Here is a 17,193-nt window from a genome sequence, read left to right as displayed (position 1 = left end):
TTTACCACCTCTCTTTAATACTATTATACAATAAAAGGTGACAAGCAATCGCTGTCACCTTTTGTGTTCTTTTTTATCTCTTTGCTATGAGGTTTTGATAAGCAGCTGATGTTCTTACTTCCACAGTTAAGGTGCCTTTTCCATAAATTGCTTTTATTAAAAATGGATATCCTGTTGTATTCTTAAATTGAAAATCTGGGCCACCATATGACACTGTCGCATCACGACCGGCAGGAACATAACCAACGGATAATGAGTGGTGATGCTTTTCTACATAGGTTACTGCTAATAAATCCACTGCATTAAATAACGTGGAAGAAGTCTGGCAAATTCCTCCACCAATCCCATCTACCATTTTTTTATTTACAATTTCTTTTGCCTTTTGATATCCGTGTGCAGCATCACTAGGTCCAACCGTAGTATTAAAGGAAAAAATATCATCGGATCCAACAATGATATTGTTGATAGCTTGTGCTGATAACTCGATATTCTTTGAACGCCCCACCACTCCGCTATTAAATCTTGTAGTAAATTTTCCTATTATTACTTCTCCTAAATGAGAGATTTCCTCAGGCTTATAGCCACTTTCAGTAACGTACAAAGGCAGTTCAATGTCTCCACCAATAAGAGATGCGGCCATAACCTTTTCTACTAATTCCGATTCCTCTAATATCACTTTCGGTTTTCCCTTAATGATTTGCCCATTTGCATCAATTTTATCGAGTACCATTCGCTGGTCATACCCCGTTGATGTTTCAGTTCCTCTCGCCAAATCTTTAGCCCATTTTTCAATTTCCTTTTTGTAGGTCTCTTTGTTGTTTTCAAACCCCATATCTTTCGGAATAAAGCTCTTAATAATTGTTTTCGTATTCGGGTCAATGACATTAACAACAATTTGCTTAGGTTCCTCTACCTTCGGTGGTTCTTCTTTCGGCTGTTTTTCGGATTGCTTTTGAGGTTGTATTACCTTTTTTTCCTGTGCCACCTCTTTTGTTGTTCCCTCTGTACACCCCGTCAATCCTATCAGACTACTAATGACAAAAATTGAAATAGCCCAATTTCGTTTGCTCATTGCCCCAACTACTCCTCTTATTAGTTATTCAGTGGTGTTCTAATCCCAATTTATTGATCACTATGGGATTCAATTCCATTCACCCATTTTATTCGTCAAGGCATGTCATTATTACTGTGGCTATATCGATACAATCCGATTGCTTTTCCGTCACCCATAATAAAGTATGGTATAATAAGAATAGAAGGGATTAGAATGAGCGTTGTTATACAAGAAGGTTTCTAACTACACCACCATTCTTAATTCATTAAGATAGAAAAATAATTGGAAAAAAGGTGCTATACATGGACGGTTCGATTGAAACGGTTTATTTCTTAGAAAATCCTGAGAGGAATATGATTAAATTTGCAACTGGGAAACAGCTACGTTATGAGGATGTAATAAAAGAGGTTTTTGGGGTTGCGAGTATCAATGATTTACACATGATGATTCAGTTTAATAAAGGTTTTCAAACAAGTATTTGTAATTGTCATGGAATCAGTGAGAAAAGTATTACTTTAGATCGAATCATTAGGATTGCATCTAAAACAGATTTACTTCGTTTCAAGCAACTAATATTGGAGCAAATGACCACTGGAGAAGAAGAGTCAAACATAAACCCCTCTACGTGTCCCTTCGATCTTAGAATAAAGCTTCAAGAAGGCATATTCCAATGGGATGATACTAATTTTTCTTATAATGCCGTAAAACCTGGTGCCTAACCTTTGTGATTGTAATAACCACAAAGGCTAGGTGCCTTTTTTAATCCAGATTGATTACTTTTTTCGCTTGCCATAAAATCCTCCTTTGTCCCAGAATCCTCTTTCAGAACAGCCAATACACGAAAATCCCGCAGAAATACAGCGGTCATACCCCATTGATTCACAAGCATTGAAAGCAGTTGGACCCTTGCAGCCAATTTTAAATAAACAATACCCCTTCCTAGCTCCTTCATCATCATAAGATTCTGCAAATAATTTTTGATCAAAATAAGGTTTGCGGTGGCAAGCCATGTGCACAGTAGTTTGATAATACACTTTAGGTCGCAGTTTTTTGTCAAGTTCTGGCAATTTACCATGAAAATGAACATGTAATAATGTACCTATAATAACCTCCGGAATAGGGGGACAGCCGGGAACAAGTGCAACAGGTACTTCCTCGGGAATGATTGCTCTGATGTCAACAGCATTGGTCGGGTTTTTTCCTGCAGCTGGAATTCCACCCCAAGCAGAGCAGCTTCCAAATGCAATAACTGCTTTAGCACGTTTAGCTGCATGGATAATTTTCTCTCTAACAGATTTACCCCCAATCATAAGAAACTCATCACTGCCTGGAATACTACCTTCAATTGCAAGGATATACTCTCCACTATATTTTTCAAAAATGGATTCCTTATGGGCTTCTACTCGATCCCCACTGGCCACAGAAAGGAGTTCACTGTATTCTAATGAGATAAAATTGAGGATTGTGTCCAAGGTAGTTGGTTCAAATGATCGGGTAAACGCTTCCTTACAACCAGTACAATCTAGTGCACTAATCCATATAACCGGAAGACGCTGTTTTGTTTTAATCAGCATATCTTCATTAACATTGATTGCCTCTAACCAATTATATTGAGTCATAAAAGAAATCTCCTCTATTTAAATATTGTTCAGCATTTCACATATATTCGAATGACAACTCCTATTTTTCCTTATAATTGAAGTGTATTGTGTAAATACATTATTGTCCATGAGTTTGACAAACGTTTAAAAAAAGTTCTTATTCCTAATTTCACTATGTAAAAAATAAAATGTACATTTCCTTAAATGGGACCATCGATAAATTCTTTAGAATATATATGGTCAATTCGATAATAAAAAATCCTCACATCAATTTGATGGGAGGATTTTGTCTGTATTATTTTCTTTTTTTCTTGGTTTGCTTGTTAGTCATTTTACCTAATAAGAATGCACCTGCTGCTACACCAATAATTGTATTTGTTTTTTTGTTGAAAACTTGTTTAGCAACAAGATTTAAGTTTTGTGGCCGTTCAGCTAGACGTCTCATGAAATATCCATACCAGTCATTACCAAAAGGAACATATGTGCAGAAATTGTATCCTTCACTTGCCAACTTTAATTGCAGCTCTTTTCTAAATCCATATAACATTTGGAACTCGTACTTGTCATTTGGGATATTGTTCTTTTTAACAAAATCCTTTAAGTAGTTTATTATTCTATGGTCATGAGTAGCAATTGATGTAAATTTACCATTTAATAAATGCCATTCAGATATTTTAATAAAATTAGCATCAATATCATTTTTATCTTGGTAAGCGATTTCTGGTGATTCTTTATACGCACCTTTTACAATTCGGATGCGATAATTTTTATATCTTTCTATATATTCTTGCGCCTGATGGAAATAAGACTGAATAACTGTTCCAACGTTATCGTACTCTAAAGAAAGATCGTCAAGTAAATCAAATGTAGGACTTAAATGACTATAATCCTCCATATCTATATTTACAAAGATACCATAACGGTTTGCTAGATCAACAATTTCTCTTAAGTTATTTAAACAGAAAGAATATTCAATATCTAAGCCCAATTGAGTAGGTTTTAAAGAAATATGCGCATCCACTTTATGTTCATGAATCGCTTCAATTACATTAAGGATTTGTTCTTTTGCAGCATTTGCCTCTTCTTCATTAAAAACGAACTCTCCTAAATTATCCACTGTACAAGAAATTCCGTGTGAGTTCAGCTCTTTTATACTTTTAATAACTTCTTCAATATTCGTTCCTGCAACGACACTTTGTGCCCCCATTTTTAAACCATATTTTTTAGCAGCACTATTTAGAAATTGGTTTTGAGATAAACTCATAAAAATATCTTTCAACATAGCGATTACTCCTTGCAGTGATTTTTATATCATCATTATAGCATACGCTTTCAATAAAATTTATTTTGCGAATATTCCAACTTAATGTCGAAGAATTTGGCTGGGTTTTTGTTCAATTTTCATGACTAATATATGATGATATCCCACAAGGAAAGCTCATTTCTATAATAGAAATGAGCTCGCTATTATTCTTTCAACTTCTATTTCTCTTCTATTTGTACCCAAACTAAGGCTATCTATTCCTTTTATTCCGATTTCGTAAAAATGTTGGAATATCAAGTGAATCGTCTGACTCATGAACTTGATGATGACTATAATCATTTTTCGGTTCTTCCTGTTCCTTCAACTGTCGACTGTTATCAACAACCGATTCCTCACGGACATATGGTTCCTGTTTAGGTTGAAGGGTTCCAAACTGTGGTCTAGACTTCCCTTCCCTTGAAGGAACAGATGACACATTTTTGTGTGAAGGTTGTTCATCTGAGAAGCCTGTCGCTATCACCGTTATCATGATTTCATTTTTAAAATTTTCATTAATAATTGAACCAAAAATCATGTTTAATTCATGGTCTGCTGCAGAAGCAACAAGGTCTGCAGCCTCTTGAACTTCATACAAACTTAAATCGGTTCCTCCGGTAATATTCATTAATATTCCTTGAGCACCATTGATTGAAGTCTCGAGTAATGGGCTAGAAATTGCCTTTTTGGCCGCTTCCACCGCACGTCCATCGCCCTTTGCTACTCCAATCCCCATTAGAGCTGTACCTTGATTAGACATGATCGTTTTTACGTCAGCAAAATCAAGATTGATTAATCCAGGAACTGCAATCAAATCGGAAATCCCTTGTACACCTTGGCGTAGAACATTATCTGCTTCTCGGAAGGCTTGGATCATCGGTGTTTTTTTATCTACAATTTGTAATAAACGATCATTTGGAATAATGATAAGAGTGTCAACCGCTTTCCTCATTAAATCGATTCCACTTTGAGCGTTTGATGCACGTTTTTTTCCTTCAAATCCAAACGGACGTGTAACTACTCCAATAGTTAGTGCCCCAAGTTCACGGGAAATTTGGGCAATTGCAGGAGCCGCACCTGTTCCAGTTCCTCCGCCCATACCGGCTGTTACGAAGACCATATCTGCACCCTTTAACACCTCTTGCAGTTGACTCCTGCTTTCCTCCACTGCTTTCCTACCTACTTCTGGATTTGCACCTGCTCCTAATCCTCTTGTCAATGTAGCACCAATTTGCATCCTAATCTCTGCTTTTGATAGATTGAGAGCTTGTGCGTCAGTATTAACTGCTATAAATTCCACACCTTGAATTCCTGCCTCAATCATTCGATTAACGGCATTGTTTCCTCCTCCACCAACACCTATTACTTTAATTCTAGCTACCTGATCTATATCCATATTAAAATCCCACATTAATAATTCCTCCTACTCGGCTACTACATTGCCACATTATTCAAAAAATTCATCATAGACTTTGTTACTATGTATTTTGTAGAAATCTATTCTACTTATTGTTATTTTAGCAAACTATACTGGTATTTTATATAGTGAGAAAGTTGCCCTATCAGAAATAGTTTTACACTTTATCTTTCCTACTATTCTACTAAACTTTGGTAAAGGTTCCAACAGGAAATGTCGAAATTTGGACAATTAGTCATATTGAACGGTAAGTAATAAGAATTTTAAATATTTTTAATAGCAAATAAGCCCTCAAATTAATTGAGGGCTTTACCTATTTTTATTCCAATCTTAAAAGTATTAACATCCTTCTTTATTTTCCTGTTTGTCGCATTTTTTCGCTTTTATGGAAGAATTGAAGACCCAACAAGATTCCAAATGAAACTAGCCCAATGATGTCACTAATCTTTTCTGGATATATAAGACACAATCCAGCAATTATAGCTACTATCCTTTCAATCCAGAACATTTTTCTCATCCAGTACCCAATTACTCCAGCACTTATGGCAAACATCCCAATAAATGCTGTAAATACCACCCAAATAAGATACGTCCATGTTGTATCAATCATTAACAATTGCGGTGATAAAACAAACATATAAGGAATGATAAAAGCTGAAATAGCAAGTTTTGACGACTCAACACCAGTTTTAAACGGCTCACCTCCAGAAATGGCTGCTGCAGCAAATGCAGCTAAGGCAACAGGAGGGGTTATATCTGCCACGATACCAAAGTAAAACACAAATAAATGAGCAGATAAATCAGGTACACCTAATAAGATAATAGCTGGTGCTGCAATCGTTGATGTAATCACATAATTTGCTGTCGTTGGAGATCCCATTCCTAAGATAAGCGCTGCAATCATTGTTAAAAATAATGTTGGCAATAAAGCGCCTCCCGCTAAATCTAGCAAACCGTTTGCCATTTTTAAGCCTAACCCCGTTTTTGTCACCACTCCAACAATAATCCCTGCGGCTGCAGTGGCTGCAGCAACTCCCAGTGCGGACCGCGCTCCATCTACCAATGCATCAACTGTTCCTTTAAAACCAATCCTAGTATCTTTTCTGAACGCACTTACCAAAACAGTTATTACAATTGACCATAAGGCTGAGCGGATCACACTCATACCAGACATTAAGAGTATGATAATTGCGATAATTGGTAGCAGCAAATACAGCTTTTTAAGCACTTCTTTCCGATTTGGCATTTCTTCCTTTGTTAACCCTCTTAGCCCAATTCGCTTCGCTTCTAAATGTGTCATAATCCATATACCGGTAAAATAAAGTATCGCTGGAATTGCTGCAGCCTTTGCAATATCCCAATAGCTTATTCCACCACCGATGAATTCTACCATTAAGAAGGCAGCAGCACCCATTACTGGTGGCATTAATTGGCCACCTGTTGAAGATGAAGCTTCCACTGCACCGGCAAATTCCTTCTTGTAGCCAAGATTTTTCATCATAGGTATAGTGAAGGCGCCTGAGGTAACCACATTTGCAACAGAACTTCCACTAATCGTCCCCTGTAAAGCGCTAGAGAAAACAGCGACTTTCGCTGGGCCACCAACGCTCCTGCCAGCAATCGCAATGGAAAGGTCATTAAAATATTCACCAACCCCTGTTTTTATTAAAAAAGAACCGAAAAGGAGGAAAAGAAAAATAAAAGTGGAAGAAACTGCAATTGGAGTGCCTAATATTCCTTCAGTGGTAAAAAACATTGTTTGGACTAATCGTTCGAGATCCAGGCCTCGGTGGGCAATGAATCCTGGCATATAAGGGCCGAAAATAGCATACCCCATAAAAATTACAGCAATAATTGTAATTGGCAAGCCAACCGCACGACGCGTTGCTTCTAATACTAATAAAATTGCAACAAGTCCAACATAAAAATCAAGATTGGTTACATTTCCTGCGCGTAGAACCAAATCATCCATCATCAATGGCCAATAAATACCGACGATAACAGAAAATATGGCCAATATTAAATCATACCAAACTACACGGTGTTCCTTGCCTCTATTTTTTCTACGAGCTGGAAAAAGTAAAAAAATAAGTGCAAGGGCGAATCCTAAATGGATAGATCGTTGAAGTTGAGCGGTTAACACTCCGAATATGCCAGTATAGAGATGAAATAGGGAAAATGCTAATAAACCCAAAAAGGCAATCCAGCCAAATACACCCGTCAACTGCCTAGTTCCAGCTTCTGGGTCATACTTCTCCATCAATTCCTGCTGTTTTTCTTCAGAAAGTGCTTCTTCATAGTGACTCAAGGATATTCACTCCTTTCCATTGCTGAAAAAAGGTTATCTTTCGTACCTCTACTTTGACAGAAGTACCAGGTTTTATGGCTCGGGATAGAGGATATTCGTTGCTTTGAAAAATCACCCGATGATTAGCCCGAACCTGGCCAATTCGTAAATAAAAATAAGGAAAGACTCGTTTCATATTTTTGATGTAATATTTTCCATTTTGTTGTTCAAATGTTTCACCTACCTCCGCATTAGAGGGCATACCAATCGAAAAATCCTCATACATCAGCTCATACTGTTGTATTTGCTGACTTGTTGTAATTTTGTAGCTTTCGACTACATCTGTTAAATGGATCGAGTGTGTATATTTGATCTGGAACTCAGATTCACCTTTTAATGGAATATAAGCTAGCTTGGCATAGGAATGAAATGGTTGAAAAACAATCGCTAGCTTTAGTGGTATAAACACTATGAGAGTAATAGCAATAAAAAAGCAGGATGCTAGCAAGATGATACTTAGTAATAACTTTTTCCGTCTCATATACACTCCTTTTTTAAGATATGGAGAAAGTGAGACCGGCAAGCTACAGTGCTGCCGGTCACACACCAATACGAACAATATTATTAAGGTGCCTTAACACCCTTTTCATCAAAATATTTTTGTGCACCCGGATGAACGTCAATTCCTACGCCGTTTAGCGCATTTTCAACTTTTATTAACTTTCCTTTTGCATGTGTTACTTGGTCTAGATTTTCAAAGATGGCCTTCGTAATATCGTAGACTACTTTTTCAGAAAGATCACTTCTTACCACTAACATTGCTTGAACAGCGACAGTGGTTACCTTATCCTTTAAACCATACGTACCCGCAGGCACTTCATCCTTTACATAATAAGGATACTTTTTGATAAGGGCATCAATTTTGTCCTGTTCAATCGGGATAATGACTACATCCTCAGTTGCCGAAAGTCCTTCAACAGCACCTGTTGGTGTACCTGCTGTAACAAATGCTGCATCAATGGTACCATCTTGAATTCCTTGTGTGGATTCATCAAAGGATAGGTCTTGTTTCTTTACATCATTTAAGGTCATCCCGTGCACTTCAAGAATTTGTTCAGCATTCGCAGCAGTTCCAGATCCAGGAGCACCAATGGATACCTTTTTCCCTTTTAAATCTTCGACGGATTTAATCCCGGATTTCTTCGTTGTTACTAGTTGTATCGTTTCAGGGTATAGAGTAGCAATTGCTTTGACATTGTCTACCTTATTATCTTTAAACATCAACTTCCCTTGATTTGCATATGAAGCAATATCTGTTTGGGTAAATGCAATTTCGCCATCGCCCTTTTTAAGAGTTGTCATATTTTCCGCAGATGCCCCAGAGGTTTCCGCATTTGCTTCAATTCCTGTTGCATCCTTAATGATTTTTGCAAACGACCCACCTAACGGATAATAGGTACCACCTGTACCACCTGTAAGAATACTAATAAATTTTGGTTTTTCCTCTGTCTGTTTTCCTCCTGTTCCCTCTTTTTCTCCCCCCTCATCCTTACTGCCGCAAGCTGCGAGAATCATAGACATGGTTAAAAGAAAGACCATCGAAAGATTTAACCTTTTCTTTTTCAACTAAAAGTTCCCCCTTTATTAAATTACTTTCTCGTATCCATACTTATTAAAAAAGAGGTACAAACTTTCCATTTATTACAAAGTTGGTACTTTAGTCCTAAAACAAAATACTACCCCTTTTTTTTCATAATAATCATATTCCTTTCTATGAGACTGGTTGACTCACACCACATTCTATGTCAAGTTATAGATATAAAATATGCATAAGAACAGGGGTTCCCTTTTTGATGAAAAGAAAAATAATAGCCTATAACTTTGTATTAACAGAAGCTCTTGAACAACTTGATAATCGTTTCGAAGTGGAATTTTTTGACGGAATTAACCCCAAAACAGACTCTGCTTTTTTACATGCACTTAAGCAGGCTGAAGGTATTGTGGGTCTAGCCCTTCCTGTTGACAAGGAATTACTAGAACATGCCCCTCTGTTAAAAATTGTCTCAAATAACTCTACTGGTTTTAATAATCTATCTCTCGATGAGATGACAAAGCGTGGGGTAATGGGAACAAATACTCCTGGCGTATTAGAAGATACAACGGCTGATGCAATATTCGGGATTCTCCTTACAGCAGCAAGACGCATTTCGGAATTAGACCGCTTCGTGAAAAATGGAAAGTGGAAAGGACATTTAACAACCGATCAATTTGCCATTGATGTCCATCATAAAACATTGGGGATTATTGGAATGGGAAAAATCGGCTCAACAATAGCTAAACGAGGACATTTGGGATTTGATATGAAAATTTTGTATCATAATCGCAGCCGTAATATTGAAGCTGAGGAAATATATGATGCTACATATTGTGACCTTGATACACTCCTAAAGGAATCAGATTTTGTTTGTTTGATGACCCCACTTACACCTGATACAGAGAATTTAATTGGTGAACGTGAATTTAAGTTAATGAAGAATTCTTGTGTTTTTGTAAATGGTTCCCGTGGAAAAACAGTCGATGAATCTGCTCTTATTGAGGCACTGAGAAAAAAAGAGATATATGGTGCAGCATTGGATGTTTACCGAATAGAACCCATAAATGAAAACCATCCACTTCTTCAATTCCCTAATGTTGTCACAACTCCGCATATCGGATCATCTACCTTTGAAACCGAATTGAAAATGGCTAATTTAGCTGTAGAAAATATACTTGCTGGCCTAACAGGAAAACGACCTAAGAATATAGTAAATCCTGAAGCGTTTAAAGGAGTATAGTAAGTCAATATAATGCCGTCGTATACTAAGTTTCATTTTTAGTATTCGATGGCTTTTTTATGATTGGAATTTTCCCCAATAGTGATTACTTCATTATATTTAGGAGAAAATATTAGTAATTTAGTAAATTACGGAGGAACTTATGGAGAAAAATGTATATCCAAAAGACATTTCAAACGGGCCCACCCGTTCTATATACATAAATCGTAATCTATGGTCTGGCATTCTATTCGGAATTGGATTAGTTGCTTGTATTGATGAAACGGTATTTCATCAATTGCTGCATTGGCACCATTTTTACGATAAATCAACAAAAGCAATCGGTCTAGTTTCAGATGGTTTTTTCCACGCGTTTAGTTGGTTTGCCACAGTGGGTGGGTTGTTTATGTTGGCTGACTTTCGGCGAAGAAATGCATGGTTACCAATGAGGTGGATGGGAGGAGTACTGCTCGGTGCTGGAGGGTTTCAATTTTATGATGGTACGATTCAGCATAAACTGATGCGACTTCACCAAATTCGTTATAATGTCCCAATCTTGCCCTACGACATGGTTTGGCATATTACTTCTATCATTATGATTATAATAGGGATCGTTCTTGTCATCCGCAGTGCAAAAAAAATCAGGGGGGCTGCAAGTTAGTATGCATTCCAATCATCACATGGAAGAACCTATGGGGAATTTTTCGCTCCAATTGCTATTAGCAATGCCTTTTGTTTTGTTATTAGTTATCTATCTTGTATTTGTGTTCTTAACCATTCGCCAGCATAAGACATGGCCTGTTTACCGTGTTGTTTTATGGTTTGTCGGAGTTTCCTGCGCTATGGGGGCAGTTGCTGGGCCAATCAGTGTTTATGGTCATATGTACTTTAATGTGCACATGATTGGTCATCTCCTTCTTGGGATGCTGGCTCCACTTTTAATGGTACTGGCAGCCCCTTTGACACTTGTTTTCCGAACGATAAATGTAAGAACAGCTCGTACCCTTTCAAAGATTTTAAGAACTGCACCGATCCGATTTATTAATAACCCAATTATTGCCTCCCTCCTCAATATGGGAGGACTTTGGGTATTGTACACTAGCAGTCTATACATTTCAATGCAACAAAGTATTTTGCTCCACGTGGTAGTACATTTTCATGTATTTCTCGCTGGTTTTGCCTTTACTTCGGCATTTATCAATATAGATCCAACACCACACCGGACAAGCTTTGCCTATCGAGCCATGGTACTGGTATTGGCCTTAACCGGTCACAATGTCCTTTCCAAGTACATTTATGCTTATCCCCCGCAAGGAATTTCCGCGAATCAGGCAGAATCCGGTGCAATACTTATGTACTATGGGGGAGATGCTATTGACCTAATACTTATCATCATACTTTGCTTCCAATGGTACAAAGCCACTCGGCCACAAAGAATGGTTAACAACCAAAATAACCACTCATTTGAGACAAAGTAATTATAAACATATACGAACAACCGTTCTATTTAATTTTTATTTTCTATCAACCATTTTTTTGCAGTTTCTAGATCTGGCATCATTAAAGGGCCGCCTTTATTGAAGTTCATAATGGTTTTAAGTGCTAGAATGGTTGGGGGAGCCAACGAAATGTCTCCATTTTGATGAGCGCATATTGCCTCTTCTGGAGAGAACCAAAAGGCCTCATCAATCTCATTACTATCAGGATTGGGAAATTGTCCAGTAGGCAGTTGAGTGAGAAAAAATCTTGTATCAAATCGAATGGGGTTAACCTCTGGTGTAACGAGATGTCCAAAATAGGTTAAGTTTTCAAGTTGCAGCTGAAATCCTTCTTGTTCCAACATATTTAGGAATGACATTTCTCGATTCAGAAGAAGACGACGGTATTTATTTACCTTATCTGATTCTATATTAGTAAGAGCTCCGTCTCCAGTACTTACAAGTAGTATCCCTACTTCTTCAAACAATTCTCTTGCTGCAGCTACATAATAAGCAGGATGAAAGGTCTCATCATGGTTTCCATACTTAATGTAATGACTATCAATTTCATAGTCAGTCTTATCTACCGCACCCCCAGGAAAAACACAATAACCACCAAAAAATTTCATGGTTGTTGGTCTTTTGGTCATGTAGACCTGAGACAAATCGTTCATTAATACAACAGTTGATGCAGGTCTAGGAATAACAGCCATCAAAGGTCCCTCCACTTTCTTTAGTACATTTGTCAATATAAGTTAATTTAGTAAATTGATTATTGATTCATTATATATTCCATTTACAATAGATATTCCCTTCCTATAATTCTAGATTACTGAATAAAAAAACGGCATGGAGGAGAACCCATGCCAATTCGTGCTGACTAAATTTAAGAAAGCTCTATTCCTCTAGACTTGCATTAATAAGTGACAATACTTCCCCGATTGATTCCTTGATGACATATGTATCCTTTTTATTGTCGTATGGTGTATGTTGATTTCACAGTGTTTGAAAAATAAACGGAATAATTCCGCTTAAATTGGGAAATACCCTTATTTCCTTAAAAATAAGGGTATTTTTTCCGTTTATTTGATCCAAATCGTTGGATTTTGTCTTATTTAGAGTAGTTAACCGGAATATCTCCGCTTATTTCTGCTTCATAAGCGTCCTCTATATACAATAGCCGGAAATTCTCCGCTTATGAATTCTCATACCTACACGAAAATCAATATGGAATAATAACAGACCCTTTTATTAACAAACAAAAACCATATTGGCTTTCTCCATGGGGCGTTCTGTTCCAAGATAGAACTCTTCAGCTTTCCAATATCTATTTTTTAATTTCTCTATATTCTTTTGCGTGTTTGAACTTTCTCTTAGAAATCTTTTTTCTCTAGGGCAATCTAGATAGAGAAGAAAATCATAATAATTACTCCATTCTTTCCGCTGTAGAAAAACGCCCTCAATAATGACGACACACGGATCGGGAAGGTTAATCTGTTTGGTCATTTGCGTATCTGATTCTTCTTGGTAGAATGAAAGTTTAAATGAATGAGAACCTTTTATTTTTTCAAAAAGTTGATCCCTTAACCCCTGAATATCCCATTGTAATTGATAATATTCGAACCACTCTTCATGACCTGTATTGTATCTCCTGTCCCTTTCGACAATGTGATCATCTATATGAAACACATAAAAAGGTAGTTTTTTTTCTGTTAACATTTGGCTTATATGTTTTACTAATGTTGTCTTTCCAGAGCGACTTAATCCATCTATACCTATAATAAATCGCTTCCCTTCCTCAAGCTTGGGAATTTTACTCACTATCTTTTTGATTTGCTCATTCATGCTCATACATCCTTTTTAAAAAAAAGGCTCTGTTAAACTTGCCTGTTGATTTCCGCTCCAGGCACTTCGCTTTCCGTGGGTGTTTCGGCGAGCCTCCTCGGCGCTTGCGCCTGCGGGGTCTCCCCTGAACCATACTCCCAAAGGAGTCTTCGTGCCTTCCGCTCCAATCAACAGGGTATAAAAATTAATAATATTCATTAACACAGCCAAAAAATAAAACCTTTTTATACATTTACCCATATGATATTCCATCAACAAATTTGAATGAAAAGGTGGTAAATATGAATACTAATATGAATTTGATTAATGATTTTAGACCCGTTCATGGCGGTTATGGACATGGACATGGTGGTTGGGGACACGGTTATGGACATTATCACGGTCATGGTGGTTGGGGATATGGTGGGGGTGGATTTTATCCAGGATTTGCAACAGGTGCTCTTACAGGCTTAGCTCTTGGTGCCGCAGCCGGCACACCTGTTGGATACCCAGTACCAGCATATCCAGCATATCCAACCTACCCTGCATATCCTTACCCCTATCCGTACCCATACTAATTTCCAACACGCTAGAATAGGACCAATCCTATTTATTAAGCACCCAATTGGGTGCTTTTATTTTACTTATTCTATAGTGGAAGTTGCACCAGCTACATCATAGCAACCCATGTCTATTTCCGTTCGTCTGCCTAAGACAAGCTTAGCCAGTTCTGCCCCGAGATACGGGCCACTTGTTAAACCGGATGCCCCTAAACCATTAGCAAGATATATACCATCAAAGTTAGGTAACGCTCCCACCACTGGTAAAAACCCAGGGGTGAACGGTCGGAAACCTACTCTCGTTTCTAGATAGGTACTTTCCGATAAACCAGGAGCCACTTCTAAAGCCTTACTTAAAATTTCATTTATTCCACCTGGCGTAATTCGGTTGTCGAATCCAGCTTCATTTTCATGAGTAGAACCTACCACAACACGCCCATCCTCAAAGGTTAATATGTAATGGTTACTTGGGGGAATTACGACGGGCCATTGGCTCGTATTTGATTTTGGTAATTCAAGATGAACAATTTGTGCTTTTTGTGGAGTAACTAAAAATTGAACCCCTAAAGGACGTAGCAGCTCTTTAGACCATGCACCAGCAGTGACGATAACAAGGTCTGCCAAAATTGTTTCAGCCCCCACCTTGATACCCATGACTCGGGTTTCCTCCCTAACTATAGACGCATCGCCTCTTAAAAAGGTTACTCCATGTTTTATTGATGATCGTATTAGGGATTCACGCAATGCTCTTCCATTTACACGCGCCCCTCCACTTACATGTACAGACCCAAATTCCTCTGACAGAGGTGGGAAAAGTTGTTTTGTTTCTGCTGGCGATAAGATCGTAATATCACCTATTTCAGGTGCTTCCTCTCGACGTTTTCGCGCTCGTTCTGCCATTTGTTCGAGCTTATTTATGTCAGAATGAAGACTAATTGCTCCAACACGTTTATATCCTGTCTCTTTTTCCCCGTCTGCCTCTAGCTGAGCAATTAATTCAGGATAATACCGAGCCCCACCTTTTGCCAGTTGATACCAAGCTTTGTTCCGCCGCTGTGACAGCCATGGACAAACAATTCCTGCTGCTGCATCCGTTGCTTGACCTGCATCCCCCCGATCCACCAGCGTGACATCTGCACCAAGTTTTGTTAAGTGATACGCGGTAGACGCACCGAGAATCCCTGCACCAATGACAATTACTTTCAGAATAAATCACCTTTTTCATTTTAATTATGTCATTAGTAGTATTCTATCAAAAATAATTACTTTTCATAGTTAAACCATAATAAACACAGAAATACCTGACAGTCAGACCAAACTACTGCCAGGCATTTTTTTTAGGTATTACCATCAACTGATTAATAATATACCACGTCTCACCTTGAATACTTACTTAAAAAAAAGACTTATTGATGTTTTGTTCTTTCTTGCATTCATTACAAATATATTCAATTTCTAATGCATCTTCCCGTACGATGTGCTCTGTTTCTTTTCCACACTTTTCACAATATAGGTTTTTAGGAAATTCTATCATTACCCACACCACGCTTTTGCTTAATCAATGTTGCTCCAACCATCAAGAATACTATTCCCTCGGGTCAGAAATACCATACATTTACTTCAGCTAGTAATGAAAGAATCCTACTTTAAATCTTCAAATTCCCGTGCGATACGTTCAAATGCTTCTTTAATAATCGGTCTTGGTGAAGGAATACAAATTCTTTGGAAATGCAAGCCTTCCTCCCCAAACATTTTTCCGTCTTCAAGTAAGACATTTGCTTTATTATAGATTCGATCATGAACTTCTTCTGGTGTTAATCCATAACCGCTAAAATCCATCCACATGATATAGGTTCCTTCAGGAATTCTCACTTTTACCATCGGCATTCTTTCGGCCAAGAATTCAACTACCCACTCCATTGTCCCATCAATATATTCCTTCAATTGCTCTAACCAATCCTCTCCCTCATGGTAAACCGCTATAAGAGCTGAAACGGTAAATGGGGAAGGTAAATGCATGCCCATGACGCTACCGAATGTTTTCCTATGTTCTGGATTCGATATGATTACGTTCGTACAATGAAGTCCAGCAACATTAAACGTTTTGTTGATGGCAGTAAAAGTAATAATATGCTCCTGCTGATCAGAAGCTTTTGCAATAGGTATGAATATTTGATTTCGTCGAGTGAGATCTCCATGAATTTCATCTGCAATAATAAGCACATTATTTTTTTCACAAATCTCCGATAATCTTCTAAGTTCATCCTGGTTAAAGATTCTTCCTGTTGGATTTTGAGGATTACACAAAATAAACATTTTTGTCTTTTCATCTTTTGCTTTTTCTTCAAAATCTGCAAAATCAATTTGATAATAGCCGTCTTCATTACATATAAGAGCGTTGTTTAATAGTTCTCTGCCATTCGCTTCAATGGCGGATGTAAATGGAGGGTAAACCGGACGTTGAATAATTATCCCATCTCCTGGCTGGGTAAAGGCCCTTACAGCAACAGTCAGTGCATGCACGGTACCAGGGCTAAAGAGGATGTCTTCCTTCTGAATTTCCCAATCATGCCTCTTTTTGAACCAATGTTGAATCGCTTCAAAATACTCATTAGGAAAAATGGAATAACCAAATATTCGATGGTCTACCGTCTTATGTAAAGCGTCGATTAATGGTTGAGGTACGGGTAAATCCATGTCAGCTGTAAATAATGGAATGGTGTTTTCATCATACCTCTCCGTTAGGCCCATCTTTTTAATTAACTCACCACCATCCCATTTAACGGAATAGGTACCTCTGCGGTTGACGATTTCATCAAAATTATATTTCATGAAAACCCTCCTTTTTATGTTATTTTA

16 protein-coding genes are annotated in these 17,193 nt (G+C 37.7%); 5 read left to right on the top strand and 11 right to left on the bottom strand.

All coding sequences use genetic code 11. The annotated features are described in order from the left end of the window. Nucleotides 1–73: 73 nt before the first annotated feature. Nucleotides 74–1,072, bottom strand: coding sequence for a VanW family protein (locus RCG25_RS12170; protein ID WP_308083905.1), 999 nt, complete (start codon nt 1,070–1,072; stop codon nt 74–76). Nucleotides 1,073–1,356: 284 nt separating this feature from the next. On the opposite strand from RCG25_RS12170, the gene RCG25_RS12165 reads away from it, so the two are divergent. Then, the gene (locus RCG25_RS12165) at nt 1,357–1,773 is read left to right on the top strand and encodes a hypothetical protein (RefSeq protein WP_308083904.1); all 417 of its coding nucleotides are present in this window, start codon (nt 1,357–1,359) and stop codon (nt 1,771–1,773) included. 54 nt (nt 1,774–1,827) lie between these two features. Here the strand turns inward: RCG25_RS12165 and RCG25_RS12160 are convergent, their stop codons facing one another. The 6 genes from RCG25_RS12160 to RCG25_RS12135 all read right to left on the bottom strand — a co-directional run bounded on the left by RCG25_RS12160 (nt 1,828) and on the right by RCG25_RS12135 (nt 9,285). Further along, entirely contained in the window at nt 1,828–2,673 is an 846-nt protein-coding gene (locus RCG25_RS12160) for a hydrogenase small subunit (protein WP_308083903.1), read from the bottom strand. A 277-nt stretch (nt 2,674–2,950) separates the two neighbouring features. Then, on the bottom strand, nt 2,951–3,937 hold the full coding sequence (locus RCG25_RS12155; RefSeq protein WP_308083902.1) for a proline dehydrogenase family protein: 987 nt from the start codon (nt 3,935–3,937) through the stop codon (nt 2,951–2,953). A gap of 232 nt (nt 3,938–4,169) precedes the next feature. After that, nucleotides 4,170–5,366, bottom strand: coding sequence for a cell division protein FtsZ (ftsZ, locus tag RCG25_RS12150; protein WP_308083901.1), 1,197 nt, complete (start codon nt 5,364–5,366; stop codon nt 4,170–4,172). Nucleotides 5,367–5,724: 358 nt separating this feature from the next. Then, nucleotides 5,725–7,632: a TRAP transporter permease gene (locus RCG25_RS12145; RefSeq protein WP_308084167.1), complete on the bottom strand. Its 1,908-nt coding sequence runs from the start codon at nt 7,630–7,632 to the stop codon at nt 5,725–5,727. A gap of 34 nt (nt 7,633–7,666) precedes the next feature. Further along, nucleotides 7,667–8,200, bottom strand: a complete 534-nt coding sequence (locus RCG25_RS12140; protein WP_308083900.1) for a DUF1850 domain-containing protein — start codon at nt 8,198–8,200, stop codon at nt 7,667–7,669. Between the two features lie 83 nt (nt 8,201–8,283). Then, nucleotides 8,284–9,285 (bottom strand): TAXI family TRAP transporter solute-binding subunit, encoded by a 1,002-nt coding sequence (locus tag RCG25_RS12135; protein ID WP_308083899.1) that lies wholly within the window; start codon nt 9,283–9,285, stop codon nt 8,284–8,286. Nucleotides 9,286–9,512: 227 nt separating this feature from the next. Here RCG25_RS12135 and RCG25_RS12130 point away from each other — a divergent pair, with 227 nt between their 5' ends. The 3 genes from RCG25_RS12130 to RCG25_RS12120 all read left to right on the top strand — a co-directional run bounded on the left by RCG25_RS12130 (nt 9,513) and on the right by RCG25_RS12120 (nt 11,950). Then, entirely contained in the window at nt 9,513–10,493 is a 981-nt protein-coding gene (locus RCG25_RS12130) for a 2-hydroxyacid dehydrogenase (protein ID WP_308084166.1), read from the top strand. Between the two features lie 142 nt (nt 10,494–10,635). After that, nucleotides 10,636–11,133 (top strand): DUF2243 domain-containing protein, encoded by a 498-nt coding sequence (locus RCG25_RS12125; protein WP_308083898.1) that lies wholly within the window; start codon nt 10,636–10,638, stop codon nt 11,131–11,133. 1 nt (nt 11,134) lies between these two features. Further along, nucleotides 11,135–11,950 carry a cytochrome c oxidase assembly protein gene (locus tag RCG25_RS12120; RefSeq protein WP_308083897.1) on the top strand — a complete coding sequence of 272 codons (816 nt, stop codon included), beginning with the start codon at nt 11,135–11,137 and terminating at the stop codon, nt 11,948–11,950. Between the two features lie 29 nt (nt 11,951–11,979). Here RCG25_RS12120 and RCG25_RS12115 read toward each other — a convergent pair whose 3' ends face one another. Both RCG25_RS12115 and RCG25_RS12110 read right to left on the bottom strand, forming a co-directional pair. After that, nucleotides 11,980–12,663 carry an NUDIX hydrolase gene (locus RCG25_RS12115; protein ID WP_308083896.1) on the bottom strand — a complete coding sequence of 228 codons (684 nt, stop codon included), beginning with the start codon at nt 12,661–12,663 and terminating at the stop codon, nt 11,980–11,982. A 538-nt stretch (nt 12,664–13,201) separates the two neighbouring features. Beyond that, nucleotides 13,202–13,801 carry a kinase gene (locus RCG25_RS12110; RefSeq protein ID WP_374121049.1) on the bottom strand — a complete coding sequence of 200 codons (600 nt, stop codon included), beginning with the start codon at nt 13,799–13,801 and terminating at the stop codon, nt 13,202–13,204. Nucleotides 13,802–14,076: 275 nt separating this feature from the next. Here RCG25_RS12110 and RCG25_RS12105 point away from each other — a divergent pair, with 275 nt between their 5' ends. Beyond that, a complete protein-coding gene (locus RCG25_RS12105) occupies nt 14,077–14,352 on the top strand; it encodes a hypothetical protein (protein WP_308083894.1) in 276 nt (91 codons plus the stop codon). A gap of 66 nt (nt 14,353–14,418) precedes the next feature. Here the strand turns inward: RCG25_RS12105 and RCG25_RS12100 are convergent, their stop codons facing one another. Both RCG25_RS12100 and RCG25_RS12095 read right to left on the bottom strand, forming a co-directional pair. Beyond that, the gene (locus tag RCG25_RS12100) at nt 14,419–15,543 is read right to left on the bottom strand and encodes an NAD(P)/FAD-dependent oxidoreductase (protein WP_308084165.1); all 1,125 of its coding nucleotides are present in this window, start codon (nt 15,541–15,543) and stop codon (nt 14,419–14,421) included. Nucleotides 15,544–15,975: 432 nt separating this feature from the next. Continuing rightward, nucleotides 15,976–17,166, bottom strand: a complete 1,191-nt coding sequence (locus tag RCG25_RS12095) for a MalY/PatB family protein (RefSeq protein WP_308083893.1) — start codon at nt 17,164–17,166, stop codon at nt 15,976–15,978. Nucleotides 17,167–17,193: the final 27 nt, after the last annotated feature.

The organism is Neobacillus sp. PS2-9 (assembly GCF_030915525.1).
Lineage (GTDB): Bacteria > Bacillota > Bacilli > Bacillales > Cytobacillaceae > Neobacillus.
The sequence above is the reverse complement of the archived record's forward strand: the minus strand, read 5'-3'. Positions and strand labels throughout refer to the sequence as shown.

Coding starts and splice junctions, on each gene's coding strand:
- RCG25_RS12120 (WP_308083897.1), top strand. CDS start 11,135: ATGCATTCCAATCATCACATGGAAGAACCTATGGGGAATTTTTCGCTC.
- RCG25_RS12110 (WP_374121049.1), bottom strand. CDS start 13,801: ATGAGCATGAATGAGCAAATCAAAAAGATAGTGAGTAAAATTCCCAAG.
- RCG25_RS12170 (WP_308083905.1), bottom strand. CDS start 1,072: ATGAGCAAACGAAATTGGGCTATTTCAATTTTTGTCATTAGTAGTCTG.
- RCG25_RS12125 (WP_308083898.1), top strand. CDS start 10,636: ATGGAGAAAAATGTATATCCAAAAGACATTTCAAACGGGCCCACCCGT.
- ftsZ (WP_308083901.1), bottom strand. CDS start 5,366: ATGTGGGATTTTAATATGGATATAGATCAGGTAGCTAGAATTAAAGTA.
- RCG25_RS12145 (WP_308084167.1), bottom strand. CDS start 7,632: ATGGAGAAGTATGACCCAGAAGCTGGAACTAGGCAGTTGACGGGTGTA.
- RCG25_RS12105 (WP_308083894.1), top strand. CDS start 14,077: ATGAATACTAATATGAATTTGATTAATGATTTTAGACCCGTTCATGGC.
- RCG25_RS12130 (WP_308084166.1), top strand. CDS start 9,513: ATGAAAAGAAAAATAATAGCCTATAACTTTGTATTAACAGAAGCTCTT.
- RCG25_RS12115 (WP_308083896.1), bottom strand. CDS start 12,663: ATGGCTGTTATTCCTAGACCTGCATCAACTGTTGTATTAATGAACGAT.
- RCG25_RS12095 (WP_308083893.1), bottom strand. CDS start 17,166: ATGAAATATAATTTTGATGAAATCGTCAACCGCAGAGGTACCTATTCC.
- RCG25_RS12165 (WP_308083904.1), top strand. CDS start 1,357: ATGGACGGTTCGATTGAAACGGTTTATTTCTTAGAAAATCCTGAGAGG.
- RCG25_RS12140 (WP_308083900.1), bottom strand. CDS start 8,200: ATGAGACGGAAAAAGTTATTACTAAGTATCATCTTGCTAGCATCCTGC.
- RCG25_RS12155 (WP_308083902.1), bottom strand. CDS start 3,937: ATGTTGAAAGATATTTTTATGAGTTTATCTCAAAACCAATTTCTAAAT.
- RCG25_RS12160 (WP_308083903.1), bottom strand. CDS start 2,673: ATGACTCAATATAATTGGTTAGAGGCAATCAATGTTAATGAAGATATG.